This window comes from Bacillus sp. BF2-3 (assembly GCF_008368795.1).
GTDB classification, from domain to species: Bacteria; Bacillota; Bacilli; order Bacillales; family Bacillaceae_G; genus Bacillus_A; species Bacillus_A cereus.
On the sequence record NZ_QOSA01000020.1, the window covers coordinates 35277 to 60627 of the forward strand.

The following is a 25351-nucleotide window of genomic DNA, read 5'->3' on the forward strand; positions in this document are numbered from 1 at the left end:
GTGAAATAATTCTACACGGTACAATTTTTTTATAAATGCTATGAATGCCGTTAAAGAAAAAGCAAAGAAAGACTTCCAAGATGATTACATGACACAGAATTACGTAGCAGATGAACAATCTAAGGTATTTGATTATATAAATGGTATTGAACTCAAATCCCAGGAAGAACTAAACGTTATGAAGAAAGTGATCAACGACTTCCCTAATGACTTCATGACTACTGAATATGTTTATAACAGATAAAAGCTATGAACAAGCAGTAATAAGATATTATGCTTTTCATTTTTTCGCAAACAAAATATGGATAAATACGTTAAAATAATATTCGGATGGGAGTCCAATACATATTATTAAAATTAAAGTGGTTCAAGTCGGAGAAAGGCCCCTTTTGGTGTCTTTCTTTTGTGTTTATAACTTTTTTTAGAAATTATTTGAAATATTATACAGTTAATTATATTATTATGTGTGTATGATTTCTGGTTTTAAAAATTACAAAAATTAATAGGGGGGAAACAATAATGAAGTTAGGAAAATTAGCATTAATTGGGGCGTTAACTTTTAGCGGTTTTACTGCAATAGAAATGAGTAAGCCTACCTCACAAGCAGCTGCAGCTTACTCAGATCCACTTAATGATGATTGGGGATTTAAAACCATTGTGGATTTACAAAATTCAGAGGAAAGTACATATCAACCAGATTGGAAGATTGGGAATTTAATAACTGGTGATACATTTTACTTAGCGCAACACTTTGGTAGAGAACATTTTGGTGCGCAAATGAAAATTTTTAAAATCCACACAAATGGTATCCTAGAACGATTCCAAACAATAGAACCAGAATTTATTCCTGGAACAGAAATTTGGCAAACCCCTATCACAGATAGCTATACAAGTGGTACTTATGTAGCTGCAATTAAATATCGTGGTGAATTCACGTATTCAAATCAATTTACAATCAATTAGGGATGTAATAAATTGAAAAAAGACTCACTTGGGTTTCTTTTCTTCTGTACATTATATCTATTACGTGCTCATTTATTTTTTACGAAACCCACCCTTTTGCTTTGGACGGCGACGAGGAGTGGGTTTTTTGTTATCTTTTTCTAAAATTTGTTTCCTAAAAACATACGCAGAAACTTCACGTACAATGGCTTTCACAAATTCTTTTAGAAGCTCAAACAAAAACTCCATAGGTATATCACCCCCTTTCCTTCCAAATGGAAAGAAGGGATAACCAATCACACTCACAATATACAGTTAATCCTATTTTATTATACTAGTACAATCTCACCAATATAAAAAAGGACCACCATTACTGGCAGTCCTTTTTTGGTAGTTTTAGAAATTAAATTATAACATATTAATATACAAATTAAAAATATACCTTTACAAAAGATACTATAAGTTTTTTATAATTCTTGATTTCTCAATTTTCATTGCATGATGAATTTTTCTATAAGTATTAACAACTAACATTAAAATTATCAATCCACTAAATTATTAGAAAAAACTGGTTATCTATATAATCATTTGGTAAAATATAGATATAATTTAAGAGGGTAAAGTTAATATAGACCAACTAAGTAATGCTAAGAAAATATTTTATTGCATAAAAAAAGGCTCCATTGCTGGAGCACTCAAAATAAACAAACGAATTAAAACAAGAAACAGACAATTTAACTATATAGATAAAACATAAATAAATCTATATATATGTAAAGATGCATATAAAAACTCTATTTATTGATGCTATAATAGGTTTACTCGATGATTGTTATATTTTTTTATGGTTTTTAAGCAATAAATACCTTCTTAACACCAATTGTACAAGTAAAAGAAGACATCTTAAGCGATGTCTTCTTTTCTTATATAATAACAACACAATAAAATTAAGATGGTTCAAGTGGGAGGAAGGCACCTTTGGGTGTTTTTTCTTTGTCGAATTTGCCTAATAGGGGCAGCACCACATTGCTATCAAGTTAAAAATTTTTTTCACCCAAAACAAAAAAACGAGCTGAATTCACATAAATAACTATGGAAGAAAACAAAAACTTGGGATTAAAGAACTTGTGATGTATGACTATATTGGCTGTTTTTATCCAGAAGGATACATTTGTATTTAATCATGAGGATATTGAAGGAATTATATTTGTAGGTTTTATAGATGAGGAAGAAGAGGTATTTGTAGGATTGCTTAATTGAATAGGATCTAGAAACAGGTAGTCTTCAAATTTTGATAAAACTAGCAATCTCCACGCCGAAATTGGTTAAATTATAAGGGGGAAAAGCTGGTCACGAAAATGATGAAGAGATTACTATTTTCAAATCAGTTGGTTTGGCTGTAGTAGATACTATCGTTGCGAATTATTTGTATGAGAAAGTAGTGGAGCGCGGGATGGGATTGAGTTTTGAGACTGCCTTTTGGTGGTCTTTTTTGCATAAAATCTTGTAAAGTAAGAAAAAGTTGAATATTAATATTCTAATATTCAATAGAAAGATAAAACGTTTAAAAGTTCAAAATAATACATTATAATATTTTTAGTAAAATTAACCAATACTATTTTGCTCATTATGTATTAAAGGGGAAATGAAAATGGCTGGACAAATTCGTATGTCACCAGAGGAGCTTAAATCGAAAGCGGCTCGATATGGACAAGGTGCAAATCAAATTGAGGACATTTTAAGTCAACTACAAAACTTACAAAATGAATTAAGAGGAGAATGGGAAGGTCGTGCTTTCGAAGGTTTTGATCAACAGTTCAATCAATTAAAGCCAAAAGTACAAAACTTTGCACAGTTATTACAAGAAATTAATATGCAGCTTAATAAAACTGCAGAGGCTGTTGCTTCTCATGATGAAGAATTATCACGTAATTTCGGTTTGAAATAAAAATTGTCATACTCTATATAACAAGCATTTCAAATGAGCCATACAGCTTATATTGTATGGCTCATTTGATTGCATGCCCAACTTAGCTGGACACACGTTTAAAAAGAGTGATATTGATAGGGAATTTTCATATATTTATTGGGATTTCTTTGGCATCTTCTGAAAATTAGAGAAAGGATTTGAGTGATGGGACAATTTCAAAGTAATTTTCAAACGGCACAACAAATTGCTACGCAGATGAGAACAGCTTCGAATATAATCCAAAGTGCAACAAATCGTTCTATAACAAAGGCGACGCGTACAACACTATCTGTTAATTCCAAAGCACAAGAAGCGAATCAACAAATGTTAGATTTTACGAAACAATTTTCCACTGCCTTTCAACAAGCGATCGATAATATTCATTCAGTAGCCCAAGAGTTTGAGAGAATGGATAACGAACTTCACAACACTTTTCGCTAATGTGACAACCTACGTAAAGGTAAAATAGTAGGAGGAATATAATGAGTCAAGATATTGAAAAACAAATCAATCAAGTAAATCAAAAGTTAAGAAGTGTATTTGAAGAACAAGACCGAAATCAATCCGCGATTTACATTCAGGAGCAAGCGGAAGCAGATTTTTATGAATGGAGAGGTCGAAACCATCGTTTGTTTGATCGAATTTTAGGAACTTGGCATGGTGATAGAGAAATGTCTCAATTTTTTATGAATACATATCAAGAGGCACAACATATTGAACGAAAAGTCACATTTGAATTAGAAAACCAAAAAGAAACGTTGCTTAAAGAAAGACGAAACCTTAGTGATTTAGAAAACGACCTTTCCTATCAACAACAACAATTAGCGAGGGAGGTCAATGCATGAGCTTAAATATGTATTTAGGAGAAGTACAAGGCCAAACTCAAAGTATGAATGCTGTATGTAACGCTACTATTCAAGGTATGGAACAAGTCATTCAGTCAATTGATGCCTTTGCAATTGATACTGTTCTACAAGGACAAACTTATAGCAGTGCAAAATCATTTTTTGTACAAACCTTTCGACCTTTGGCACAAGGAATCATTTATTTGTGTGAAGAATTAATTCGTCAGAATGATGCTTTTCCAAGTCAATTTCAATCACAGGTAGCTCAGGCTGATGTTATTGAACAAGAGATATTAGAACAAATTCGGGAAATTGACCGAATGAAAGCAAGTATGGAAGCCATCAGTCAAGCTATGCCAATCCCAGGTATGGAAGCTATGGTAAATCTTTTTACTGTCATGAGGAAAAAACTGCAAGAAAAATTAGAACATCTATATGAATTTAATTATACTTCTAGTAGTAATTATGATACAGCACTTCAACTAGCTGCTAGTATCGCACAAGGTTTAGCAGAGGTACAAAGTGGAAAAGGTTTTAGTCCTGCAAGTGGTACGTTTAGTACACAAGGTTTGAATATGGATTGGACAACTTCAATTCAAGCGATTACAGAAGAGAGGGCACGACAAGCTGCCAATTTAATTGAAGAAGGTGAAATGTGTGGTAAGCTACCTGAAAAATCTACTGGTGAAAAAATTTGGGACGGTATTGTAGAGGGTACGGGACAAGCAGTTAGCGATACAATAGACGGAATAAAAGCTTTAGGAGATTGGGAAACGTGGGAAAACATGGGGAACGCTGCTTTGCACCCTATTGATACCCTCAGTACGATGTATAATGTATTGTCAGATTCATTTATTAATGATGTAATAAATGGAGATGCTGAAAGTCGTGCTAAATGGGGAAGTTATGCTTTAACACAAGTTGGATTAGGACTTATTGGTGATAAAGGATTAAGTAAAGCAAGTAAATTAGGTCAAGCAGGTAAAGTGACCAAACTAGCAAAAAATAAGATTCCGCAAGCTGTTTCACATATTACAAGTAATTTACAAATGGGAGATCGCTTTGCTTTTGCTGGTGGAAATAGTTTGCGATTTAGATTTGATACGCCTGATTTTAAAAAAGCTGAAGAAAAGCTGTCGACCTATCAGTTTGCTAGAGGTGAAAGTAATTCTGGTGGGAGTAATTTTGTTAATGAAAATCATAGATCTTCACTTTCTAATAGGGAAATTATATCTAATTTACAACATACAGAAAAATTTAGACCAAATACACTCAAACATATCCTAGAGGGTGAAATAAATTGGCGTGGTGACGCAATGGGTTATCATACTGAAGTATTGGAGAATACACCTGGAAAAATAATTAGCGGAACAGAAGAGATATTAAATGATCAAGGCATTTATAAAGCTAGGGTAGAAGTGAATGGAACCCCTAAAACTGGAAATAGAGGATTTTCTACATTTTTCCCTAAAGATTGGAGCCCGCAAAAGATTGTAGATAATATAAATGAAGCATATAATAATAGAACGTATGAATTTGGTAACACATATTCTGGAATAGGTTCAGAGGGTATAAGGATTAGCATGTATATAGATGGGAATGGGAAAATTATCTCTGCTTTCCCAGCGGAATAAATTTTATCTTTAGTATAAAGGAGTACAATAGTAATGAAATATCCATATAGCTTTGAAGTACTTACCAATGGAAAACTAGTTATGAGGCTTCCTCAAGAAATTAAACTTATGGAGACTTTTTTAGGCGTTGAAGTTTCTGCGTTTGGAGATTGGATTTTAGAAGAAATACATAGTGTTTTAAATGGGAAAGAAAATTACGTAGTAGTAAATGGAAACATTTGTGGTTTAGAAATTCGGAAAGATACAACTACTGTCCTAGACAATTTGGCTGAAGATGGTAAGGGAGATTTTTGTGAGATAGAAACGATTGAATTAGTAGATTTAATTCATATTTGGCAAGATAAACAAAAAGAATTTAAAAAAGGAAAAAATAAAGAATTGAAATAATAGATAGAGCTGATAGAGGTCAGCTCTATCTATTATTTCTATTTAATATTTCTAATAGATAGAGCTGACTTCTTATAGAGGTCAGCTCTATCTATTATTTCATATTTCTCCATTATCTCAGGTTTTAAAGTCTTTTTTCCTAAATAATTATCAGCAATAGTCATTGCAAAAGAATCTAAAGGTATTTAGATATGATGATGGGTGGAGAGATAGTTCGCATGAATTTTGGTGTGATCCATTTAGTGGATTAAGAATTCGTTTACAGGAAGAGATTGCTATTGTATCTGATTTTATAGAAAATTTATATGAAGTGGATGAATATATAAAGATTTTAGACGATGCTGTAGAAGGGAAATATCTCGATTTTGAATTAGAATATAATGCTGCAGTAGTAAATTCTAATAGTCCGTGGAAATGGAGGTAGATTAGTGGTGGAGAAAAATTAACAGCTCCCCAAAAAGCTATTATTAAGCAGGTTGCTATTGAGAAAGGATTAATACCTGATGTTCCTATGAAATTAGGTACACAATATCCTGATTTTAAGAAAGCTGGTTTAATTATTAAATCGGATGAGTTACCAGAGGAAATGTGGTTGGCAAGTGACAAACAACAATTTAAATGGTTAGATGCCAGGTAAAATGGAATTAGTACCATTTGGAATACATAATAGCATATTTCATAAAGGTGGGCGGAGTGAAGGACATTGGTCTTATAGATCTAAAGGTAGGTAAAGAAATGGAGGAATTAAAATGAAGATTAAAAATGGTAGTGAACTTCAATCACCAAATGATGAATTAATTGAATCATTTGAGGAATATTGTGAGATAAAATTACCAAATGATTTTATAGATTTTTTGAAAAAATATAATGGCTCTATTCCAATTACTAATGTTTTTTCACATGAAAAAAACGAACTTTTAATTGAACGTTTCTTATGTTTGTTGGAGGACCCAGAAGATGATGATGAAAATGGTTGGTATGATATAGAGGTTGTATTATCTGATATCGATACTCGTTTAACGGATGATGAAGATTTAACAGGGATAAATGTTATTCCATTTGCTGTTTTATTCGCAGGTGATTTTCTTTGTTTAGATTTTAGAGAAAAGGAAATACCATCTGTTGTGGTATGGTATCATGAAGAATCAGAAGAGTTGAATCCGGTAACTAGTGAAGTTGCAGATAATTTTAGTGAGTTTTTAAGTATGTTAAAAGAATAATGTAAGAAAAATAATTAAATTTTATTTATGGGTTTGAATTTGTATTAAAGTTTTTTTGCTTTTAATATTTTAATTAAAAAAGAAGACTAATATTTGCTTTTTAATAGGTTGATATATATTTTAAAGAAATTAAAGGAGAAATGTATCAAGGATATTATCCTTTTCTTCTTTATTGATACCAATGTATTTAAGTGTAAATTGTGGGCGATATAGATTGTTATAAATCCTAGGAAACAGCAATTACAATACACTCTATTTCGTGGGGTATTTGGCATGGTATGTTCAGTAGGATTATTAGTTATAACCCAAAAGTTTGCATATGGAATGTTAGGATTACAAACTCCTATCTATTTTATTTTTTCGGTTGGTTTGTATATTTTTGCTTTGAATTATTATTATAAAAATCATATTAAAAAACTTCAGGAATCAATCAAAAAATAAAATCATCGAAAAAAAACTCTGGTTTTGGAGCAGTGGCTTTTGTAGGATTGGGTCAACTCATTGCTAATATCAGTCTTGGTTTTGCAACACAAAAGATGGTAGCAATTGTATTAATGTGTGTATACTCCATGCTTTCGTTTATTTTGTTTCATTATGGAACTCCATAGGTACTATTATTTAAGGAAGCATATAGAAGATGGGGAAAAAGATAGTGATAAATAGGGAGTTTTATAATTATGAACAACATTACATGGATTAATGTAAGTGAGAAAAAAGTTACAGATGAACAAATTGAACAATTAGAAGAGTACTTTGGTATTAAATTTCCTAATGATTTTATTGAGTGTGTAAAGAAATATGATGGTGGCTATCCTACTCCAGATACATTCAATATTCCTAATCAGGATGAAGATTCACTTAATAATCTTTTAACCTTAGACTCTGAGAGAAAAATTTCTATGCTGCAAACATATAATAGTATAAAAGATAGATTGGTAGATAAAGTATATCCTTTTGCTAGAGACCCGTTTGGTAACCTTCTATGCTTTGATTACCGAAATAATCCTCAGTCACCAACAGTCGTATTTTGGGACCATGAGGAAGAAGAAATGGAAGAATCAATCTATCCTGTTTGTTCATCTTTTGCAGAATTACTTGATAGCTTATATGAGTTTGAAGACGAGGACGAATAATTAATTATGAGTAACAAAAGTAAGACTTATGTGAATTACGCATAAGTCTTTTTAATATTATCTCAAAGTTAAGAAAATTGAGGGGGAATTTCTCATGAATCTAGGGGAGCTAGTTTAAAAGAAATTAAATATACCTAGATTTCAACATCCGATTAGTAAAAAAATGGTACCATTAACAGATAGTAATGGTAAAAGGATATTAAATGATAATAAACAGCCTATTATGATTCGAGAATTAACATATGAAGTAAAAGGTCAAAAAATTATAATTCAAGATCATTCAGAGAGTCATAAGTTTGGAGAAGGTGGAATTGGAGATCAGCCACCGCATCATAATGTAAGACCTGAATACAATACACGAACAGGACAGGTAGAGGGTATGGAGAATCATTATTATTTTGAGAAGAGAAATAATAAATAGGGAGTATAAAAATGATTGATCAATTTAAATTTTTAAATCCACAAGCGTTAATTAGTATTTTTGGGGAAATACCAAAGTTTGAAGAATCAGAGTTATTAGATGTACGTCTTAAAAGAGATGGTCCTACTTTAGTTATTCAATTGATGACAAAGGAAAATGTTGAAAACAAGCCAAAACGATGGAATAATTGGGATGTAATTTATGTAGAGATATCTTTCTTTACTATTCATAATTTAACAATAAAAGGTTTAGGGACAGAAAATATAATTGATTATTTTGAAATAAATACGATAGAAGAAGAGGGTTTATTAAAAATTAAGTGTAAGAATCAAATGTTAGTTGAGTGCTCGTTTGAATGGGCAAAGGTAGAAGGGGTAACCCCAGGTTTAATAGGATTACCATAATTTTGATGGGAAGTAGATAGTTAATTTTTATAATATTCATATTTAAATATTTTGGGGTTAAATAAGGAATGTATAAAGGACATTTGAAACGTTGATAGTATTGCAAACATATGGAGCGGAAATTACTAAAATTAAGATACCTGATTATATACCTGTATTAGATGATTATGATAGAAGTGTCAAAGGTGAGATTATAATAGGTAGGTATGGTTATAGATTCCGCAGGAGTTTCATTTAAGTTTGAGAAGGAAGCGAGATAATAGAATGCAAAAATTTTCAAAAATAGTTATATGTGTTGGTGCGTTAATAATGATTATACTGGGCATGATTGTACATGATACATGGAAGGATAGGATTTATTTTTCTTTAGCTGTACTTTTTGTTACCGTACTTTCTTTACTATGGAATATAGTTGCTCATAATATTATGGATAAATTTAGGGGGAGAGAATGAATAGTTATGAAACTTTTACTGATTGGAACAGTAGCGGGGTGGTTTAATTAACATGAAAAAAAGTATAAATTTTAATAAAAAAGTTTTTGAATACTATATGACTCTTTATGCTGTAAATGATATAAGATCGACTATAATTACTCTTGTGATTGGGTGCAATAGGTTTGAAAGGTAGTGTTGGAAAAGAAACTGGTATAACAGTTCCTGTTTTAGAGGGGTTTACTATGGGAAGTAGTTTTAAATTTGAAAAACCTGAGGAGAAAAAATGATATGAAAACTCCATCGTATAAACCATTATATATTTTAGTTTATGTCGTAATATCTGTATCTATTATAGGATTAATGATTACTCCATCCAACAATTGGTGGGAAAAATTGTTAGGAACTATCGTTCTCATTCTTTTGGGAGCAGGTTTAATATGTTTTTTAAAATTCGGAAGGTGGGCGCAAGAGAAATTTTATGATAAATTTACAAAAAAACGGGATTAATATAAGACTGGAGTAATTAAGATATGCGTACAATAAATAGAATTCTGACTTTTACTGTATGTATTATGTTTATATTGTTAATTGGGGTTTCTTCTACTATACGGTTAGAAGATAAACTTTTACTTATAGGTCTGTCACTAATTTGCAATGTTATTGCATACTTTACAGTAGAGTATATCTATAAACGTATAGACAATAAGAAAAAGAATTGGATTTATAATTCGCAAAATTCATTTAATATTTAGAAGGCAAAAGTATCAATGAAACTATTACCAAATGGTTGGTTTTACAGTAGCTCAAGCCGGAATAGAACTAGAGAATATTAAAGGATTTGGAATAGGAGCTGAGGCTAAAGTAGCTCTTGCTACTGTAGATTTAGGTGCTCATGTGGAAAATGGAAATTTACATATAGGAGCTGAAGCTACTCTAGTAAAATATGAGAGTGCTATAAAAATTCCTATTCCATTTATGGATAAAAAGTTACACACTGGGGGATCAGCATCGCTTGGAACACTCGGGGGATCTTTTGAAGCTGGAAAAAGTGGATTCAAATTCCATGCACCATTTGGTCCTGATGTAGGTTTATGGGGATTTGGTTTAGAAGTTAATGTTAAGGAATAAAGGAGATAAGTAGCATGAATAAAAAAGTGAAACAATTTAAATATTTTATGATTATATTAGCTTGTATTGCAATTTTTGGTACAATTTTACCTAATGCATTGGATCCAAATGAAACATTAGCAGGTAACATTTCGGTTGCAGTTTTTGGTACAATTGGTACTTGTTTGTTGTTTTCTATCACTTATTTCCTTATAAAAAAGGCTATTTTAAGAAGGGGAAACTAAGATGGTACAAAATTTAGAGTTAGAACTACTTCCAATAGGTTCGGTTGTGAAATTTAAAACATGGGAGCAACCTTTGATGATATATGGTAGAAAACAGGAAGATTCAAAAACTAAGGAAACTTGGGATTATGTGGCTTGTTATTATCCTATTGGAAATGTTTCAACTGAATATAATATGTTTTTTAACCATGAATATATATCAGAAGTTATTTTTACTGGTTACATAAATGAGGATGAAATTAAGTTGCGTGAAGATTTGAAATAATAATTTGAAATTTATAACTATAATAAAACATATATATCTTAATGGATATAATTTTTTATTATAGTTATTTTTATAAGTTTAATGGTGAAAATTTTATTGGGAATAGAAGGGTAATGATAGTGGGAATTTTTAAAAATACAATTTTATTTGTTTTGTGTTTAGTAATTCTTAGTGGTTGTTTTACAAGAGAGGGAACTATTGTTGGTGGTAAAGTTCATGGTTCTTCAGATAGTGTATCAGGTAGTATCTCTGGAGATTATAGAAAATTTACTGGATCTGCAACTCAAGATAGGATAGTTAAAAAAGGTGAGAATTGGATTTTTTCTTTTGATGATAAAACTAAACAAGGAACTATAATTGCTTATGTTGTGGATTCAAATGATAATACAATACTAGAGTTTAATAGTGGCGAAGGCGAAAAAAATATTAAAGTGCCTAAGGATGATACATATAAGGTTAAAATTAAAACGGAAGAACATGGTGGGGAATTTCGAATATCATGGAAAAAAGAAAAATAGTTTTTGGATTGAAAAAAGCATCTAAAGATAGATGCTTTTTTTAGTCTTTAATTAAATAGTTTTGAATCTGTATTCTGGTGAAATATATAGTAATCATGTTTTTTAAGTAGAGAATCAGCTCCAATTTAATTCAAAGAATTATTAAGTAATGTTTTTAAATCTGATTGTATATCAAATTTTTCTTTATGTTGATCATATATGATTAGATATAGAAATTATCTAGTATATCATCTTTTTCTTCCTTATTGATACCAATATATTTCAGTGTAATTTATAGAGTGCTATAATTGAGTATTTCTTGTAACATAGCGACGTCTTTTGTTTATAGAACCAATAGCCGAAGCTTTTGCGCATGGTGCGAGTCCCAATAGATTCGATACCAGCAAAATCTCCGGCTTTTTGAAATTTTTGATAAGTCTAGATCTTATTAATGGGTTGATCTTCTTTTCAAGAAGGGAATAATATTCCACAGAAGGTGTAAAATGGGGGGTAATTTAGATGGTGATGGTGAAAACGGGTGCGAAAAAAACTTGGTCAACAGTAGCAGGGTGGTTTAATTAACATGAAAAAAAGTATAGATTTTAATAAGAAAGCTTTTGAATATTATATGGCTCTTTATGCTGTAAATGATATAAGATCGACTATAATTACTCTTGTGATTGGGATAGCAGATATATTTGTGCTTTTACCTGCTTTTGCGAATCCTGTTCAACCGATATATATGTACATAATAGTTCCACCAGTTGCTTTTTTAAATGTATGGGCAATATGGATTGTTATAAATCCTAGGAAGCGACAATTACAATACACTCTATTTCGTGGGGTATTTGGCATCGTATGTTCAGCAGGATTGTTAGTTATAACCCAAAAGTTTGCATATGGAATGGTAGGATTACAAACTCCTATCTATTTTATTTTTTCGGTTGGTTTGTATATTTTTGCTTTGAATTATTATTATAAAAATCATATTAAAAAACTTCAGGAACCAATCAAAAAATCAAAATCATCGAAAAAAAACTCTGGTTTTGGAGTAGTGGCTTTTGTAGGATTGGGTCAACTCATTGCTAATATCAGTCTTGGTTTTGCAACACAAAAGATGGTAGCAATTGTATTAATGTGTGTATACTCCATGCTTTCGTTTATTTTGTTTCATTTCATTATGGAACTCCATAGGTACTATTATTTAAGGAAGCATATAGAAGATGGGGGTAGAACACATGAAACCATTTAAAGAGTCTGTATTGAATTTTAAGTATATAATCGTGGTTCTCCTATAGTCAGTAAAGAATGCGGAAAAGAAAAGGGAGAAGCAACATCATGAATATAGAATTACATTTAGATAAAGCAAGGATGGGGAATTATGCAATTTTCTAAAGAAAAGTTTTTACCAAATAGTTCTATTGTTCTCTTAAAAGGAGGGACAAAAAAGGTTGTAATTTACGGAAGAAAACAACTACTTATGGTTGAAGAACCTGTATAACTACATAGGCTGTTTTTATTCAGAAGGATTATAAAACTAATCCACTTAACGAAGGTAGAACAGCTCCTAAGATTGTTGACAAGGGTATTTTTGATAAATATGGATTTGAAGGTGTTGCATACGAATTACCTGACCCCATTAGTCGGTGGTTGGTAGAATACGGACGGAATGCTAAACTTATTAAGTAAGAGAGGAGAGCGTGTTAAATGATTAAGCCTTTATACGCCGAAAATATTATAGTAGGTGTAAAATATAAAAATAAGCTCAATTGGTATATAACTGAATCGGATTTATGGTATTTAGATTATAATCAAGCTGGATATTCTCCTAGTGAATATCCAGAGGAAAGAAAAGGCATTAGTATTTTAAATGAGACTACAATAGCTAACTTTTTAGAAAGAATAGAAAAATATAAAAGATTTACAGAAGATATTAGGTTAGAATTTTTAAGAGAACTAAGAACTAATAGAGAAGAAGCCTATTATGATTATAATCCATGTTTCCTAATAGATTTTGAGCGTTTAATTTTTTATTCTAATTATCCGGAATCAATATCTTTTGAAGAATATATTCCGAATAACTGGAGAGGTTATTTACAGCGATTTGATGAACAAGTACCCTATGAATATAGATACTGGGAAGATAAGAATAAAAGCTATTTAGTTAGAGAGGATTAGGTCATTGAAGAAAATAAATTAATTATGATAAAAGAAACATTTAAGAATGAAGGAACTGGTGAACTGACGCCAGGAGTTACTATAATACTTGATGGGAATGTAAGGGGATTATTGGAAATAATTGCAGGGAAACAAGGTTATTCGGATTATGCAGAAGCTCTAAAAGAAGTAATCTTTGAAGGGATTCATCATTTTGTGAAAAGAAATAAATAATAAGCTGACATATACTCTTAAGGTAAAGGGCAATTCCGAAAGGGATATGCCCTTTTTATTTTGAAAATTTGAAATGTAACTAAGGTATTACTTTTTTCTTATTTAGTGATACCAATATATTTAAGTGAAAATCTGTGGTGTGCTATGATTCAAGATTTCTTGCAACATTGCAATGTCTTTTGTTCATAGAACCAATAGCCAAAGGTTTTACGCATGGTGTGGGTCCTAATAGATTCGATACCGGCAAAGTCTCCAGGGTTTTGAGATTTTTGATAAGTCTAGATCTTATTAATGGGTTGATCTTCTTTTCGAGAAGAGAATAATATTTCACAAAAGGTGTAAAATGGGATGTTGATTTAGATGATGATGGTGAAGATGAAAGTATTAAGGATATGGTGAAAACAGGTTCGAAAAAAGCTTGGTCAACAATAGCAGGGTGGTTTAATTAATATGAAAAAAAGTCTAGATTTTAATAAGAAAGCTTTTGCACATTATATGGCTCTTTATCCTGTAAATGAAATAAGAGTCCACGTAATTGTTCTTGTCCTTTTGGGGGCAGACGTGTTTGTTCTTTTGCCTGCGTTTGCGAATCCTTTTCGATTACTCTATGTATATATAGTAACTCCTCCAGTTGTTTTTTTAAATTTGTGGGCGATATGGATTGCTATCAATCCTCGGAAACGACAGTTACAATACACTCTATTTCGAGGAGTATATGGCGGCATATGTTCAGTCGGATTATTGGTTATAACTCAAAAATATGCTTATGAAGTGTTACAATTACAAAATCCCATCTATTTTATTCTTTCATTTGGTTTGTATGGTTTTGCTTTGTATTATTTTTATAAAAATCATATTGAAAAACTTCAGGAACCAAGAAAAAAATCAAAATCATCGAAAGGAACTGGTGGTGTAAAAGTAGCAGCTATTGCAGCGGGATCGGGGCAGTTAATTGCTAATATAATTCTTAGCATTGCAACACAACAGATGGGGGCAATTGTATTTATGTCTGCATGCACAGTGATTTCGTTTGTTTTGTTTTATATGATTATAGAACTCCATAAGTACTATTATTTACGGAAGCATATAGAAGATGGAGGGAAAATACGTATAGGCTTTTAAAGAGGATTTGTTGCATTTCAAGTATATAATTGCATTCTTCTTATGGAAGCCATTTACGAGACTTATAGCAATAAAAGATGTATAAGAGGAAGATTATATTCTAGTAAAACATCTGAAGGAATGGAAATTAGGTTTGTTCTTATTAATGATAAGATTATAACTGTTTATCCAATGTATTAAAGAATATGAGGTACTCAAAATGAAAGTAACTACTCAGCCTATAGTTAAAAATACAAGAAAATATAGAGGTAATTGCTAAGAAGCACTCCGCCTGAGTTTCAGATGAAATTAAATAATTGAATATTTATATTTAAATAATCGACTATTTATGCTTTAATATTTCTATATAGATAACTGGGATAATTAGGGATTTATATTTAATATGTTTTAAGAAAGGGGAATGTTTTTTATGGAAACTTCAGAAAATCAATTTAAACGTGCACTCAATCCTTGGTTCTCCATTTGGACAAAACCACGTGATACAATGAAAGAAATTTTTATATCCAAACCTAAGAATGTGTTTTTACTCATTTTATTAGGCTCATTCGTACAGACTTTAGATCGAGCATCTTCTAAAAATGTGGCGGATTCAATAAGTAGTCCATTTTCAATAATTTCAATAGTTATATTCGGTACCTTCGTTGCTTTCTTAATTTATTATTTTTTGCTACCAGCGTTATTTAATTGGGTAGCAAAAAAACTTGGTGGACAAGGTACCTTTGAAAAAACACGTTACTCAGTTGCCTATTCTTATATACCTTACGTTTATTCTCTTATATTAGTTTGGTTGCCTTCATTTTTCTTGTTTGGGATAGAAAACTTTACGAGTGAGACACCGAAAATGGATAGTAGCATAACTTTAACGATTTTGTTTATTATTTTTGCCATAATTGATATAGTTATTGCAATTTGGACAATCATTATTTCCTTAAAATGTTTAGGAGAAGCACACCAATTTTCAGCATGGAAAGCATTATTAACAATAATAATATCCTTTATGATTATCATTCTTCCTTTGGTAATAATAGTATTTCTTATAGTAGGGGTTACAATCTTTTAATAATTTATTTGCTTCGTATTTATCCAAACGTTTTCTACTCGGCGAAGCGTATGACCTTTATGATCAAATTGATCGCCCGTTTTACGGCATGTTTTTTTATTATCAGTGTTAACAGGAATTTGTGAAGGCAAACTTGAAAATCAAAATATTAAACCATTAAAACCTTAGGGGAGCTGAGTAGATTGTCTTTGTTTGTCCCTTATTTTCCAATTGGAGGCTAATTATTACCAATTGGTTCTGTAGCTCTTATAGAAGAAATTAATCAACCTCTTATGATTTATGGAAGAAAGCAACAACAAGCTGATAATAAATTATGCGATTATGTTTCTTGTCCATATCCTCATGGTAATTTATTAAAAGAATATAATGTGTTTTTTAATCATAATCAAATAATTCATTTATTATTTAAGGGTTTCGAAACAGAGGATGAATTAGAATTAAGAAGTAAATTATCTGAGTTTTAGTGAAAATGGAGAAAATATAATATGGTTTTAGGAATTTCATATTCTGATATTTTTCATATCATAATTATTGTTTTGTTTTTTTTCATTTTTTGGAGATTGAATACTTGGTATAATAAAAAATATAATGTTCCTAAGGTTTTTCAATGGTTTCCTAGAAGATGGGGAAAAAGAAAAGTTTCAGAGCATTTGTCTCAACTAGATAAAAAGTTAGAAGCTGAAGGTAAAGGTATCTGGGTTACAATCTATGCTATAGATTTGTACATTGTAACTATTCCTTGTACAGTAAAAAAATATAAATCTTAATACATATATGTTTATAAAAAAGACCTTTTATTTTAAAATAAAAGGTCTTTTTTATGATGATTGAAATAGTAATTTTAAGTAAATTAAATTTGAAATGTATCAAGAATATTATCTTTTTCTTCTTTATTAATTCCAATATATTTCAGGGGGATGTGTGGTGTGCTATGGTTAAGAATTTCTTGTAACATAGCAACATCTTTTGTTTATAGAACCAATAGCCGAAGGTTTTTCGCATGGTGTGAGTACCAATGAATTCTACATCGGCAAAATCTCTGGCTTTTTGCAATTGTCGATAATACGTGTTTTTTCGTCATACAAAAACCTCTACATATAAGTAGAGGTTTTTAAATTATATATGAATGAATTATGCTTTTTTAGATAAAGCAAATCGAGTTCAGATAAACGAAGATTATAGAATACATAATTTTAACTAGACTTATTATTAACTAATTTATCCCCACCACCAAGCTCCGCCTCAATCTGCGAAGTCTTCGATGACTCATCCATACGCCAATACGTAATAAAGCTGATCGCGATACATCCAGCTACGTAGAAGTAGAATAGTGACTCCATTCCGATACTCTTTAGCCATAATGCGATGAACTCAGCTGTTCCACCGAATATCGCAACGGTTAGTGCATATGGTAAACCTACGCCTAGTGCGCGGATTTCAGTTGGGAAGAGTTCTGCTTTTACAATTGCATTAATGGAAGTGTAACCAGTAACGATAATGAGACCGACCATCATGAGTAAAAATGCTACGATTGGTTCTGTCGTTTTTTCCATGAAGAAGAAGATCGGTGCTGTTAGTAATGTTCCGAGAATACCGAATGCCATTAATAGTGGGCGGCGTCCAATTTTATCGGATAATAGCCCTGCAATTGGCTGAAGTACGACGAATATAAGTAGTGCGACAAAGTTAATCCAGCTTACAACTTCTTTCGGAAGGCCGACTGTGTTTACCATGAACTTTTGTAAATATGTTGTGTACGTATAAAATGCAACAGTGCCTCCTAATGTTAGGCCGACTACTGTTAATACTGCTTTCGGATGTTTCATAAGAGCGCGAATGGTTCCTGCGCTTTCACGTTTTTGTGATTTTATGTTTGCGAATTGCTCCGATTCATCCATCGTGCGGCGAAGCCATAATACAGCTACTGCACCCATCGCTCCAATAATGAATGGAATACGCCATCCCCAAGCTTTCATATCTGGTTCGCTTAGTAATTGCTGAAGAACAATTTGAACGCCTAACGCAACCATCTGTCCAGCAACGAGCGTTACATATTGGAAGCTTGAATAAAAACCGCGGCGTCCACTACTAGCCATTTCAGATAAATACGTTGCGGAAGTTCCGTACTCTCCGCCAAGTGATAATCCTTGAAGTAAACGAGCAAGAACTAAAATAATTGGTGCCATAATACCGATGCTTTCGTAACTAGGTGTACAGGCAATAATTAAAGAACCACCGGCCATAACCGTAATGGAAAGCGTTAATGCCGCCCGGCGTCCATGCCGATCCGCATAACGTCCCATTAATAAACTCCCAATAGGGCGCATTAAAAACCCAACTGCGAAAATAGCTGCTGTGTTCAGTAATTGACTCGTTGGATCTCCTTTAGGAAAGAACTCTGCTGAAAAATAAACAGCGAAAGCAGAGTAAACGTACCAGTCGTACCATTCAATTAAATTGCCGACAGAACCTTTGAAAATATTGCCGGCGACTCGATTAGATTTTGCTTGAGCCATACTAATTCCTCCTCTTGCTTAGTAATAAAAGGTATATATGAAAGCGTGTTCATTGTATTTGAATTGTACTGTTCTTTATTTAAAATCTCAATATTATGACAATTTTATTCTTTTTGTACTTTATGTACATGGATATTTTTAATAGTTGCTTCATTTTCAGTTTTGTCATAATAATAGAAAAAGGAGATTGATAGTTTTGAATATTTTATCAAAGGATATGAAGCATGAAAAAATCACGCAAAGTGTCATTACAAACGAAAATAGTAAGCTTAATTATCGAGTTAATTTTATTTGTCGTTCTCCTATTAACGGGAATATTTGTTTACATTCAGTCCGTTGATACGAAGCGCCAAGTAGAACAGTTAGCGCTGCAAACGGCTAAATCTCTTTCTTTTATGCCAGCTATAAAAGAGGCTTTTCAATATAACGAACATAAAAGTACGATCCAATCCATTGCGGAACAAGTTCGTGAGCAAGCTGGTGCGGATTATGTCATTATAGAAGATCGCTATGGGGTTATGTATTCCCATTCTAATTCTGAGTTGATTGGAACAAAGAGTAACAACCCGTATAACTATGAGGCACTCACTTTTGGAGGGTACTATACGCTTGAAGGAAATGGTGTAAGTGGTCCAGCCTTAATGGCAAAGGCACCTATTATTGTTCATAACGGAGATTACGATCAAGTAGTAGGCGTTGTGACGGTAGAGTTTTTAATAAAAGGTATTGAATCTAACATATTGAGTAGAACGAAAGAAATTATCCTCTTTTCATTAGCAGTATTAGTAGCCGGCATTGTTGGTGGCATTCTTTTAGCGCGTAGCATTAGGAAAGATACACTCGGTTTAGAGCCGAATGAAATCGCAGCGCTATACCGGGAACGAAGCGCGATACTACTATCTATAAAAGAAGGGATTATCGCCATTGATCAAAATGGTTTTATTACGATGATGAACACGTCGGCAGAAGAGATGCTGCATGTGAATGATGATTATATGCAGCAGCACATTTCAAAAGTTTTACCGGAATTTAATATGGAGAGAGTGCTAGAAAACGATCAAGAAATCGCGTTTCAAGATAAGGTGTTTATTTTAAATATGACGCCGATACTCGAAAATAACAGTACGGTAGGAGTTGTATGTAGTTTTAGAGATAAAACAGAACTGCAAAACCTTGTTAATACAATATCTGAGGTAAGAAAATATTCCGAGGACTTACGTGCTCAAACACATGAATTTACAAATAAACTTTTCGTTTTATCAGGATTACTTCAGTTAGGACATTACAAAGAAGCAATTGAATTTATCCAGCAAGGATCTACTATTCATCAAAGCCAAAATCATATTTTATTTCATCAAATTCACGATGCGAAAGTACAAGCTATTTTATTAGGAAAACTCGGAACAGCGTCTGAAAAGAAAATTGATTTTCATATTGAAGGAGATAGTGCGCTTCATCCGTTACCAGACCATATAAAGGTGTCGCACCTTATTACGATTCTTGGAAACATAATCGATAATGCATTTGATGCGGTGAGCGAACGAGAGGAAAAGAGTGTTTCCTTCTTTGTTACGGATATTGGGCACGATATTGTATTTGAAGTGATAGATAGCGGGATAGGGATACCGGTAGAAAAAATTACGATCATTTTTCAAAAAGGATTTTCAACGAAAGGAACTGATCGTGGTTACGGACTAGCAAACGTGAAAGAAATGGTAGATCTACTAGAGGGAACAATTGAAATTCAAAACGAGAAAAATGGGGGAGCTATTTTTACAATTTACCTTCCGAAAACATTGAAAGAAAGTACATGACAAACAGGGGGATGGACATATGTTGAAGGTTGCAATTGCAGAAGATGATTTCCGCGTCGCGCAAATTCAAGAGGAGTTTTTATTAAAAATAAAGGATGTAAAAGTAATCGGAAAATCATTGAACGCGAAAGAAACGATGGAACTACTACAAAAGGAAGAAATCGATTTACTTCTATTAGATAATTACTTGCCAGATGGAATTGGAACAGACTTATTGCCACAAATCCACGCTGACTTTCCAAACGTTGACGTCATTATGGTTACTGCGGCAAATGAAAACCATATGCTAGAAAAAGCAATTCGAAACGGCGTAAGCAACTACCTTATAAAACCGGTCACGTTAGAAAAATTTGTTCGCACAATTGAAGACTATAAAAGAAAGAAGCAACTATTACATAGTAACAATGAAGTAAATCAAGCACTCATCGATAACTTCTTCGGTATTTCACAAACACAAGACATAAAAAACTTACCGACTGGTGTTGATCCGTTAACACTGAAAAAAGTGAAAGACATTATAAAAGGATTCGAAGAGGGCATTACAATAGAAGAAATGGGAGAACAAATGGGGGCCTCCAGAACAACCGCAAGAAGATATTTAGAATACTTAGTAGCGACCGGCGAATGCACAGTAGAATACACATACGGCATTATCGGACGACCAGAACGAAAGTACCGAATAGGACGAGGACTATGAAAAAACGATTATTACTATGTATATGGATCATGACAGGAGTAATAGCTGGTTGTTCCTCGGAAAAATCCCATACGAATAAAGTGAACATCGACAAATTAGAAATCGTTGCACCAAACGTTCAAGGAGCAGGATGGGACTTAACAGCACGGGCGATGCAAAAAACACTAACAGAAGAAAAAATCTTCACAAAACCAATCACTGTCACAAACAAAGTAGGCGGCAGCGGTGATGTCGGATGGAAATATACGAAACAAAAAGGTGGTCACGTACTGGCGATTAACTCAAGCTTACTCATAACGAACAACCTACTAGGCCACAGTAAACTAACATATAAAGACTTTACGTCGCTCGCAACTCTCGCATCGGATTGGGAGGTCGTTGTCGTCTCAAAAGACTCAAACATAGAAAACGCAAACGAACTAATGGAACAACTAAAACAAAACAAGAAAAACTTCAAAATTGGCGTTGCCCCCGGCCTAGGGAACGACGATCACCTATCCTTCGTACAAGTAAGCAAAGCATTCGGCATAAACCCTGCCGAACTACAATTCTTCGTCTACGAAAACAAAGAAAAAATCATAAATGCTCTAACGAACAAACAAATAGGCGCCGCAACCATGACCCTATCCGAAGCCGAAAAACAATACAAAGCCGGCAAAATAAAAATACTAGCCGTATCCGCACCAAAACGACTAGACCGACTACCAGAAATCCCAACCTGGAAAGAACAAGGAATCAACGTCATATTCCAGCACTGGAAAGGAATTATGGGCCCAAAAGATATGACGGAGGAAGAGGTTGCTTATTGGGATGGTGTGATTAAGAGGATGGTGGAGAGTGATAGTTGGAAGGGGATTTTGAGGGAGCGGGGTTGGAATTCTTATTATAAGGATAGTGGGGAGACGAGGGGGTTTTTGGAGGAGAGTAGTAGGTGGTATGGGGGGATGGTTGGTGGAGCTAGAGTTGATAAGTAATTTTAGCCACCTGTACTCATGAAATATTGACATCATTCTTAGTATATTTATTTAGAATTTTAAATAGAGATTAGTTGATTCAATAAGTTTTTATATAGATTTTTCCTTTTATAATGATAATTCATTATTATGGTTTCATATTTAAGATAGAAAGGAAAATCTAAAGGGGAGTATAATTGGACTGAATGATAGAACATTAAAGGTATAGGACGGGGGAATTATGATGATACATACTTTAGTAAGGGGACAAAAGATAGACGTCACTAATAATCATCCGGAGATTAGAGGTTTACTGGTAGATTTAACTTGGAATGCCCCGATGAATATGGATGTAGATGCATCAGCTTTTTTAGTAGGGTTTAATGGGAAAATTACTAAAGAAGAAGATTTCGTTTTCTATGGACAACCTTATTCTAGTTGTCGATCTGTTCAATTGAATCAAAATGAAACAAATGGAAGTAAACAAAGATTTTCGATAGATTTTACTCATATAAAAGATGAGGTACAAAAGATTGTCTTTTCGATTACAATTCATAATGCGGAAGAGAAGAAACAGGCGTTACGAGATGTTTCCCATATTCAATTGAAAATAAGTAACGCACAATCAGGTTTAGAAATTATTCATTTTCCTATTACATATCCATTTACAGATGAAAGTGCCATTATTGTTGGAGAGCTATATCGACATGGAGGAGGATGGAAGTTCAATCCTATTGGAGCTGGCTATTTTGGTGGGTTAGCTGCATTGTGTACAAATTTTGGAATAGAAATCGCAGAAGATGAAAAACAATTTACTCCTCCTGTAGAGAAGAAAATAGTTCCTACTAAGCCTCCAGTACAAAAAGCTATTAATGCAGTGAAGGTTGAATTGAAGAAAAAACAATCTATAAATATACAAAAATCTAAAATGGTAACAGCTACTTTAGAGTGGGAAACAAATAAAGATTTAGACTTATATTGTTTTTACGTAACAACGAATGGAGAGATAGGAAAAGTTTATTATAAAAATCTAGGTTCGTCTAAAGTATCGCCGTATATTGTATTGGACGGTGATTCGCAAGAACCAGGAAAAGAAACAATTCGTATTTACCGACCAGAAGCTTTAAAATATGTTTTATTTGCTGCATATAGTGCTGTCGGAAATGGAATAGGTAGTTTCTATTCTATGAAGGCTAAAGCTGTTGTTGATAATCATATGGGAAGCGTTGTAACAGCACCATTATTAGAAATAAATGACCACGCTTATTGGGTCTGCATTGCTCATATTGATTTCACCAATTCAAATGAGATGAAAATTTCACATGTAGAAAGTTACTCAAAAGACCATTCAGAGGCTTCACCATTATTGTACGAGAATGGAAAATTCCGAATGGATGTTGGGCCGATTGAATTTAAAAATGAAGAGGATTATCAGAAGTATTTTCAATGATAATGAAGGCATAGATAATTTTAATGATTTGCGTATATGAAATGGATTATAGCTGGATAAGTTATATATCATCTAGCTATAATCCATTTTTATTAATGAAAAAGATTAGGAATGAATAGTTATTTATCCATCTTGTTAATAATTTGAGCAATATAAGAATTATTCAGCCAATAACACTGCTTTGTAATATGCTGACCATTAGGTAAAGTTACTTTATCAGCACCATTGCGAGCTTTTGGTCTAATATGCGCAACGCCATTGAAATTTATTTTTGGTAGGTTATTTGCTTCGACGACTTTATCACCACGTTTTTTATATTCAATTTGAATACCCTCACGTATTACTTTATTCACTTCTTCCCATAGTTCACGTATTTCTTTTTCTATTGTAGGAGCAGGCATGTTCCAGAGTTTAATCCCTTTAAAGTAGAGTTTACGGTTTGGATTTTCTTTTTTTGTTTGGTTAAATTCAAAAATTACGAATAAAAACTTGGTTTGATAGAAGCGTTCTCGAACTTCGCTTTCTTCCCAGGATTCATTTGTCCATTGATGAAAATCGATTGTTTCAAATGACATGCTTTGTTCGGGTTTACCGTTGGGTTCTAAACGAACTGTTTTAAATTCTATATTAGCTTTCGCAAATTCTTCAATTTTATCGAGTCGAGTTCCTTTGATACCAAGTAAAGAGCTTACTAATAGTGGAACAAAGCTTTTTGTTGTAGGTTTGTAATCAATAGATAATTTTTGAGCGATTTCTTGATCAGTTAAGCCTATGTAATTTTTAAATTTTGAATAAAGGATTTCTTCTAAAGATTTTCCTTTTAGTTCATTTGTTGTTGTAAAACTTACTAGTTCTTCGTTTAGGTGATACCTGCGAACTAGTGCTGTCATATAAGAAGGCTTTAACGAAAAAGCTCTTTGCATTGCTGGAATTTCAGAATACGGTTGTGAGCGAAGTGAATTTTTATTGGAACCCTTAGTGCAAGCTCCTAAATAGTTTGTATCACCTTCAGATAATTCATGTGCTTTGCCGGCACGAATTTTATTTGCGATGGTTTCCCAGTCCTGTCTAATTATTTCTAAATCAGCTTCGGGATAGGTGAATAAAAGGCTTTTTGTAATGTGAAAATCTTTACGGTCTACACCAGGTACCCATTCATAGAACATTAATAGTAGTTTTTCGTTTTTTTTCCAAAAGCTTGAGGTTTCAAAGTGTGTATGAACTTCTTCCATATAGTTGATAATATTTAAGACCAGCCGCTCTTTGGCAGATAATGAACCGTTTTTATTTTGTTTAAATGCAGTTACTTTAAGTTCAATACCAAGGTGTTTAAAGTCAGCTTCTGCGTTTGAATTGACTTCATATCCAAAAAAGCTTTCTTCGATTACTTGCCCTAGTCCACCTTTCGATTTAGCATTTGCAAGTCGGTTAGTGGAATCAATTTCACCAAATGTTTTTCCTTCAGCTTCATGTGCTTTTTTCATTAGTTCTTCTATTGTAGTATAGTCCATAATAAACTCCTTTCTGTATCCAGTGCTGCGTAGTATGATTTTAAACAATACATATTAAATCTATGCTATAATAAAAAGCTGTTTCAATTTTATACAAGTAAAATTTATAAGAAGGAAAAGTCAGTTTGTTCTATTAACGAACAGTTATATTGGATCTATTCAAGGCAATTTGTTTCGTTTATACTATTGATATAGTAACGAATTATTTTCTTAACGGTTACAAGTCAAAAAAGGAACTGTAAAAAATATGATTCCTAAAATGTTATAGTTGATCTTTTCCTCACTTTTTATTATAATGAAGCATAGATAAATAAAATACCGAAAGGATGTTCG

30 protein-coding genes and 10 pseudogenes are annotated in these 25351 nt (G+C 32.6%); 33 read left to right on the forward strand and 7 right to left on the reverse strand.

Annotated features, from left to right (window positions below):
• Positions 1 to 37: 37 nt before the first annotated feature.
• A pseudogene (locus DN401_RS15665) lies at positions 38 to 264 on the forward strand (hypothetical protein); the annotation flags it as partial.
• A 255-nt stretch (positions 265 to 519) separates the two neighbouring features.
• Positions 520 to 963, forward strand: coding sequence for a DUF5065 family protein (locus tag DN401_RS15670; RefSeq protein WP_016121981.1), 444 nt, complete (start codon positions 520 to 522; stop codon positions 961 to 963).
• A 72-nt stretch (positions 964 to 1035) separates the two neighbouring features.
• On the opposite strand, the gene DN401_RS29845 is transcribed toward DN401_RS15670, so the two are convergent.
• Positions 1036 to 1191 (reverse strand): hypothetical protein, encoded by a 156-nt coding sequence (locus DN401_RS29845; RefSeq protein ID WP_000394762.1) that lies wholly within the window; start codon positions 1189 to 1191, stop codon positions 1036 to 1038.
• 842 nt (positions 1192 to 2033) lie between these two features.
• Here DN401_RS29845 and DN401_RS15675 point away from each other — a divergent pair.
• The 10 genes and pseudogenes from DN401_RS15675 to DN401_RS15715 form a co-directional block, all read left to right on the forward strand.
• Positions 2034 to 2202 (forward strand): annotated as a pseudogene (locus tag DN401_RS15675) (DUF4176 domain-containing protein); the annotation flags it as partial.
• 76 nt (positions 2203 to 2278) lie between these two features.
• Positions 2279 to 2452 (forward strand): annotated as a pseudogene (locus DN401_RS15680) (hypothetical protein); the annotation flags it as partial.
• 141 nt (positions 2453 to 2593) lie between these two features.
• The gene (locus tag DN401_RS15685; protein WP_000918591.1) at positions 2594 to 2890 is read left to right on the forward strand and encodes a WXG100 family type VII secretion target; all 297 of its coding nucleotides are present in this window, start codon (positions 2594 to 2596) and stop codon (positions 2888 to 2890) included.
• A gap of 186 nt (positions 2891 to 3076) precedes the next feature.
• Positions 3077 to 3352 carry a TIGR04197 family type VII secretion effector gene (locus DN401_RS15690; RefSeq protein ID WP_016121983.1) on the forward strand — a complete coding sequence of 92 codons (276 nt, stop codon included), beginning with the start codon at positions 3077 to 3079 and terminating at the stop codon, positions 3350 to 3352.
• 41 nt (positions 3353 to 3393) lie between these two features.
• Positions 3394 to 3756 carry a DUF3958 family protein gene (locus DN401_RS15695; protein ID WP_016121984.1) on the forward strand — a complete coding sequence of 121 codons (363 nt, stop codon included), beginning with the start codon at positions 3394 to 3396 and terminating at the stop codon, positions 3754 to 3756.
• Complete coding sequence (locus DN401_RS15700) at positions 3753 to 5390, forward strand: ribonuclease (RefSeq protein WP_049108273.1); 1638 nt, start codon at positions 3753 to 3755, stop codon at positions 5388 to 5390. Before DN401_RS15695 ends, DN401_RS15700 begins: the two co-directional genes overlap by 4 nt.
• A gap of 33 nt (positions 5391 to 5423) precedes the next feature.
• Positions 5424 to 5777, forward strand: coding sequence for a type II toxin-antitoxin system toxin (locus DN401_RS15705; RefSeq protein ID WP_000877046.1), 354 nt, complete (start codon positions 5424 to 5426; stop codon positions 5775 to 5777).
• Between the two features lie 163 nt (positions 5778 to 5940).
• Positions 5941 to 6171, forward strand: a pseudogene (locus DN401_RS29850) (hypothetical protein); the annotation flags it as partial.
• Between the two features lie 244 nt (positions 6172 to 6415).
• A complete protein-coding gene (locus tag DN401_RS30195) occupies positions 6416 to 6508 on the forward strand; it encodes an HNH endonuclease (RefSeq protein ID WP_088351714.1) in 93 nt (30 codons plus the stop codon).
• Between the two features lie 18 nt (positions 6509 to 6526).
• Positions 6527 to 6997, forward strand: a complete 471-nt coding sequence (locus DN401_RS15715; RefSeq protein ID WP_000694781.1) for an SMI1/KNR4 family protein — start codon at positions 6527 to 6529, stop codon at positions 6995 to 6997.
• Between the two features lie 129 nt (positions 6998 to 7126).
• Here the strand turns inward: DN401_RS15715 and DN401_RS30200 are convergent.
• Positions 7127 to 7201, reverse strand: a pseudogene (locus tag DN401_RS30200) (integrase); the annotation flags it as partial.
• Between DN401_RS30200 and DN401_RS30035 the strand changes: the two are divergent.
• The 9 genes and pseudogenes from DN401_RS30035 to DN401_RS15765 all read left to right on the forward strand — a co-directional run.
• A pseudogene (locus DN401_RS30035) lies at positions 7193 to 7660 on the forward strand (hypothetical protein); the annotation flags it as partial. The pseudogenes DN401_RS30200 and DN401_RS30035 sit on opposite strands and share 9 nt — an antisense overlap.
• A 14-nt stretch (positions 7661 to 7674) precedes the next feature.
• Entirely contained in the window at positions 7675 to 8130 is a 456-nt protein-coding gene (locus DN401_RS15720; protein WP_001060032.1) for an SMI1/KNR4 family protein, read from the forward strand.
• Positions 8131 to 8293: 163 nt separating this feature from the next.
• Positions 8294 to 8551, forward strand: a complete 258-nt coding sequence (locus DN401_RS15725; protein ID WP_016121986.1) for an HNH/endonuclease VII fold putative polymorphic toxin — start codon at positions 8294 to 8296, stop codon at positions 8549 to 8551.
• An 11-nt stretch (positions 8552 to 8562) separates the two neighbouring features.
• Entirely contained in the window at positions 8563 to 8955 is a 393-nt protein-coding gene (locus DN401_RS15730; protein ID WP_016121987.1) for an immunity 50 family protein, read from the forward strand.
• A 723-nt stretch (positions 8956 to 9678) separates the two neighbouring features.
• Positions 9679 to 9897: a hypothetical protein gene (locus DN401_RS15740; protein ID WP_000856866.1), complete on the forward strand. Its 219-nt coding sequence runs from the start codon at positions 9679 to 9681 to the stop codon at positions 9895 to 9897.
• A gap of 276 nt (positions 9898 to 10173) precedes the next feature.
• Entirely contained in the window at positions 10174 to 10518 is a 345-nt protein-coding gene (locus tag DN401_RS15750) for a hypothetical protein (protein ID WP_016121988.1), read from the forward strand.
• A gap of 14 nt (positions 10519 to 10532) precedes the next feature.
• Positions 10533 to 10742, forward strand: coding sequence for a hypothetical protein (locus DN401_RS15755; RefSeq protein ID WP_001036924.1), 210 nt, complete (start codon positions 10533 to 10535; stop codon positions 10740 to 10742).
• Position 10743: 1 nt separating this feature from the next.
• Positions 10744 to 11007 carry a DUF4176 domain-containing protein gene (locus DN401_RS15760; protein WP_000250495.1) on the forward strand — a complete coding sequence of 88 codons (264 nt, stop codon included), beginning with the start codon at positions 10744 to 10746 and terminating at the stop codon, positions 11005 to 11007.
• A gap of 116 nt (positions 11008 to 11123) precedes the next feature.
• A complete protein-coding gene (locus DN401_RS15765) occupies positions 11124 to 11525 on the forward strand; it encodes a hypothetical protein (protein WP_042866583.1) in 402 nt (133 codons plus the stop codon).
• Positions 11526 to 11727: 202 nt separating this feature from the next.
• On the opposite strand, the pseudogene DN401_RS15770 reads toward DN401_RS15765, so the two are convergent.
• Positions 11728 to 11972 (reverse strand): annotated as a pseudogene (locus DN401_RS15770) (site-specific integrase); the annotation flags it as partial.
• Positions 11973 to 12087: 115 nt separating this feature from the next.
• On the opposite strand from DN401_RS15770, the gene DN401_RS15775 reads away from it, so the two are divergent.
• The 4 genes and pseudogenes from DN401_RS15775 to DN401_RS15790 all read left to right on the forward strand — a co-directional run bounded on the left by DN401_RS15775 (position 12088) and on the right by DN401_RS15790 (position 13895).
• Positions 12088 to 12756 carry a hypothetical protein gene (locus DN401_RS15775; protein WP_149287842.1) on the forward strand — a complete coding sequence of 223 codons (669 nt, stop codon included), beginning with the start codon at positions 12088 to 12090 and terminating at the stop codon, positions 12754 to 12756.
• 129 nt (positions 12757 to 12885) lie between these two features.
• Positions 12886 to 13033 (forward strand): annotated as a pseudogene (locus tag DN401_RS15780) (DUF4176 domain-containing protein); the annotation flags it as partial.
• 178 nt (positions 13034 to 13211) lie between these two features.
• On the forward strand, positions 13212 to 13682 hold the full coding sequence (locus DN401_RS15785) for a hypothetical protein (protein ID WP_000595047.1): 471 nt from the start codon (positions 13212 to 13214) through the stop codon (positions 13680 to 13682).
• Between the two features lie 3 nt (positions 13683 to 13685).
• Entirely contained in the window at positions 13686 to 13895 is a 210-nt protein-coding gene (locus tag DN401_RS15790; protein WP_033684284.1) for a hypothetical protein, read from the forward strand.
• 98 nt (positions 13896 to 13993) lie between these two features.
• On the opposite strand, the pseudogene DN401_RS30205 reads toward DN401_RS15790, so the two are convergent.
• A pseudogene (locus DN401_RS30205) lies at positions 13994 to 14218 on the reverse strand (tyrosine-type recombinase/integrase); the annotation flags it as partial.
• Between the two features lie 127 nt (positions 14219 to 14345).
• On the opposite strand from DN401_RS30205, the gene DN401_RS15795 reads away from it, so the two are divergent.
• From DN401_RS15795 to DN401_RS15815, 4 genes are all read left to right on the forward strand, one after another.
• Positions 14346 to 15017, forward strand: coding sequence for a hypothetical protein (locus DN401_RS15795; protein WP_049108275.1), 672 nt, complete (start codon positions 14346 to 14348; stop codon positions 15015 to 15017).
• A 409-nt stretch (positions 15018 to 15426) separates the two neighbouring features.
• A complete protein-coding gene (locus tag DN401_RS15805) occupies positions 15427 to 16077 on the forward strand; it encodes a Yip1 family protein (RefSeq protein ID WP_000450156.1) in 651 nt (216 codons plus the stop codon).
• Between the two features lie 272 nt (positions 16078 to 16349).
• The gene (locus DN401_RS15810; RefSeq protein WP_042866487.1) at positions 16350 to 16541 is read left to right on the forward strand and encodes a DUF4176 domain-containing protein; all 192 of its coding nucleotides are present in this window, start codon (positions 16350 to 16352) and stop codon (positions 16539 to 16541) included.
• Between the two features lie 21 nt (positions 16542 to 16562).
• Positions 16563 to 16844 carry a hypothetical protein gene (locus DN401_RS15815; protein WP_016121995.1) on the forward strand — a complete coding sequence of 94 codons (282 nt, stop codon included), beginning with the start codon at positions 16563 to 16565 and terminating at the stop codon, positions 16842 to 16844.
• Between the two features lie 83 nt (positions 16845 to 16927).
• On the opposite strand, the pseudogene DN401_RS15820 reads toward DN401_RS15815, so the two are convergent.
• Positions 16928 to 17139 (reverse strand): annotated as a pseudogene (locus DN401_RS15820) (site-specific integrase); the annotation flags it as partial.
• Positions 17140 to 17270: 131 nt separating this feature from the next.
• Positions 17271 to 18593 carry an MFS transporter gene (locus DN401_RS15825; RefSeq protein WP_076876258.1) on the reverse strand — a complete coding sequence of 441 codons (1323 nt, stop codon included), beginning with the start codon at positions 18591 to 18593 and terminating at the stop codon, positions 17271 to 17273.
• Between the two features lie 224 nt (positions 18594 to 18817).
• On the opposite strand from DN401_RS15825, the gene DN401_RS15830 reads away from it, so the two are divergent.
• The 4 genes from DN401_RS15830 (at position 18818) to DN401_RS15845 (ending at position 23507) form a co-directional block, all read left to right on the forward strand.
• Entirely contained in the window at positions 18818 to 20407 is a 1590-nt protein-coding gene (locus DN401_RS15830; RefSeq protein WP_149287844.1) for an ATP-binding protein, read from the forward strand.
• A gap of 19 nt (positions 20408 to 20426) precedes the next feature.
• Entirely contained in the window at positions 20427 to 21104 is a 678-nt protein-coding gene (locus DN401_RS15835; protein WP_149287845.1) for a response regulator, read from the forward strand.
• On the forward strand, positions 21101 to 22078 hold the full coding sequence (locus DN401_RS15840) for a tripartite tricarboxylate transporter substrate binding protein (protein WP_149287846.1): 978 nt from the start codon (positions 21101 to 21103) through the stop codon (positions 22076 to 22078). The genes DN401_RS15835 and DN401_RS15840 overlap by 4 nt, the downstream gene beginning before the upstream one ends.
• 223 nt (positions 22079 to 22301) lie before the next feature.
• Complete coding sequence (locus DN401_RS15845) at positions 22302 to 23507, forward strand: TerD family protein (protein ID WP_149287847.1); 1206 nt, start codon at positions 22302 to 22304, stop codon at positions 23505 to 23507.
• Positions 23508 to 23626: 119 nt separating this feature from the next.
• Here the strand turns inward: DN401_RS15845 and DN401_RS15850 are convergent, their stop codons facing one another.
• Positions 23627 to 25018 carry a Sau3AI family type II restriction endonuclease gene (locus DN401_RS15850; RefSeq protein ID WP_149287848.1) on the reverse strand — a complete coding sequence of 464 codons (1392 nt, stop codon included), beginning with the start codon at positions 25016 to 25018 and terminating at the stop codon, positions 23627 to 23629.
• Between the last annotated feature and the right edge of the window lie 333 nt (positions 25019 to 25351).

What these genes read in the sequence shown, in the direction of transcription:
- DN401_RS15670 (WP_016121981.1), top strand. Translation starts at nt 520, where the DNA reads ATGAAGTTAGGAAAATTAGCATTAATTGGGGCGTTAACTTTTAGCGGT.
- DN401_RS29845 (WP_000394762.1), bottom strand. Translation starts at nt 1,191, where the DNA reads ATGGAGTTTTTGTTTGAGCTTCTAAAAGAATTTGTGAAAGCCATTGTA.
- DN401_RS15685 (WP_000918591.1), top strand. Translation starts at nt 2,594, where the DNA reads ATGGCTGGACAAATTCGTATGTCACCAGAGGAGCTTAAATCGAAAGCG.
- DN401_RS15690 (WP_016121983.1), top strand. Translation starts at nt 3,077, where the DNA reads ATGGGACAATTTCAAAGTAATTTTCAAACGGCACAACAAATTGCTACG.
- DN401_RS15695 (WP_016121984.1), top strand. Translation starts at nt 3,394, where the DNA reads ATGAGTCAAGATATTGAAAAACAAATCAATCAAGTAAATCAAAAGTTA.
- DN401_RS15700 (WP_049108273.1), top strand. Translation starts at nt 3,753, where the DNA reads ATGAGCTTAAATATGTATTTAGGAGAAGTACAAGGCCAAACTCAAAGT.
- DN401_RS15705 (WP_000877046.1), top strand. Translation starts at nt 5,424, where the DNA reads ATGAAATATCCATATAGCTTTGAAGTACTTACCAATGGAAAACTAGTT.
- DN401_RS30195 (WP_088351714.1), top strand. Translation starts at nt 6,416, where the DNA reads ATGGAATTAGTACCATTTGGAATACATAATAGCATATTTCATAAAGGT.
- DN401_RS15715 (WP_000694781.1), top strand. Translation starts at nt 6,527, where the DNA reads ATGAAGATTAAAAATGGTAGTGAACTTCAATCACCAAATGATGAATTA.
- DN401_RS15720 (WP_001060032.1), top strand. Translation starts at nt 7,675, where the DNA reads ATGAACAACATTACATGGATTAATGTAAGTGAGAAAAAAGTTACAGAT.
- DN401_RS15725 (WP_016121986.1), top strand. Translation starts at nt 8,294, where the DNA reads ATGGTACCATTAACAGATAGTAATGGTAAAAGGATATTAAATGATAAT.
- DN401_RS15730 (WP_016121987.1), top strand. Translation starts at nt 8,563, where the DNA reads ATGATTGATCAATTTAAATTTTTAAATCCACAAGCGTTAATTAGTATT.
- DN401_RS15740 (WP_000856866.1), top strand. Translation starts at nt 9,679, where the DNA reads ATGAAAACTCCATCGTATAAACCATTATATATTTTAGTTTATGTCGTA.
- DN401_RS15750 (WP_016121988.1), top strand. Translation starts at nt 10,174, where the DNA reads ATGGTTGGTTTTACAGTAGCTCAAGCCGGAATAGAACTAGAGAATATT.
- DN401_RS15755 (WP_001036924.1), top strand. Translation starts at nt 10,533, where the DNA reads ATGAATAAAAAAGTGAAACAATTTAAATATTTTATGATTATATTAGCT.
- DN401_RS15760 (WP_000250495.1), top strand. Translation starts at nt 10,744, where the DNA reads ATGGTACAAAATTTAGAGTTAGAACTACTTCCAATAGGTTCGGTTGTG.
- DN401_RS15775 (WP_149287842.1), top strand. Translation starts at nt 12,088, where the DNA reads ATGAAAAAAAGTATAGATTTTAATAAGAAAGCTTTTGAATATTATATG.
- DN401_RS15785 (WP_000595047.1), top strand. Translation starts at nt 13,212, where the DNA reads ATGATTAAGCCTTTATACGCCGAAAATATTATAGTAGGTGTAAAATAT.
- DN401_RS15795 (WP_049108275.1), top strand. Translation starts at nt 14,346, where the DNA reads ATGAAAAAAAGTCTAGATTTTAATAAGAAAGCTTTTGCACATTATATG.
- DN401_RS15805 (WP_000450156.1), top strand. Translation starts at nt 15,427, where the DNA reads ATGGAAACTTCAGAAAATCAATTTAAACGTGCACTCAATCCTTGGTTC.
- DN401_RS15810 (WP_042866487.1), top strand. Translation starts at nt 16,350, where the DNA reads ATGATTTATGGAAGAAAGCAACAACAAGCTGATAATAAATTATGCGAT.
- DN401_RS15815 (WP_016121995.1), top strand. Translation starts at nt 16,563, where the DNA reads ATGGTTTTAGGAATTTCATATTCTGATATTTTTCATATCATAATTATT.
- DN401_RS15825 (WP_076876258.1), bottom strand. Translation starts at nt 18,593, where the DNA reads ATGGCTCAAGCAAAATCTAATCGAGTCGCCGGCAATATTTTCAAAGGT.
- DN401_RS15830 (WP_149287844.1), top strand. Translation starts at nt 18,818, where the DNA reads ATGAAAAAATCACGCAAAGTGTCATTACAAACGAAAATAGTAAGCTTA.
- DN401_RS15835 (WP_149287845.1), top strand. Translation starts at nt 20,427, where the DNA reads ATGTTGAAGGTTGCAATTGCAGAAGATGATTTCCGCGTCGCGCAAATT.
- DN401_RS15840 (WP_149287846.1), top strand. Translation starts at nt 21,101, where the DNA reads ATGAAAAAACGATTATTACTATGTATATGGATCATGACAGGAGTAATA.
- DN401_RS15845 (WP_149287847.1), top strand. Translation starts at nt 22,302, where the DNA reads ATGATACATACTTTAGTAAGGGGACAAAAGATAGACGTCACTAATAAT.
- DN401_RS15850 (WP_149287848.1), bottom strand. Translation starts at nt 25,018, where the DNA reads ATGGACTATACTACAATAGAAGAACTAATGAAAAAAGCACATGAAGCT.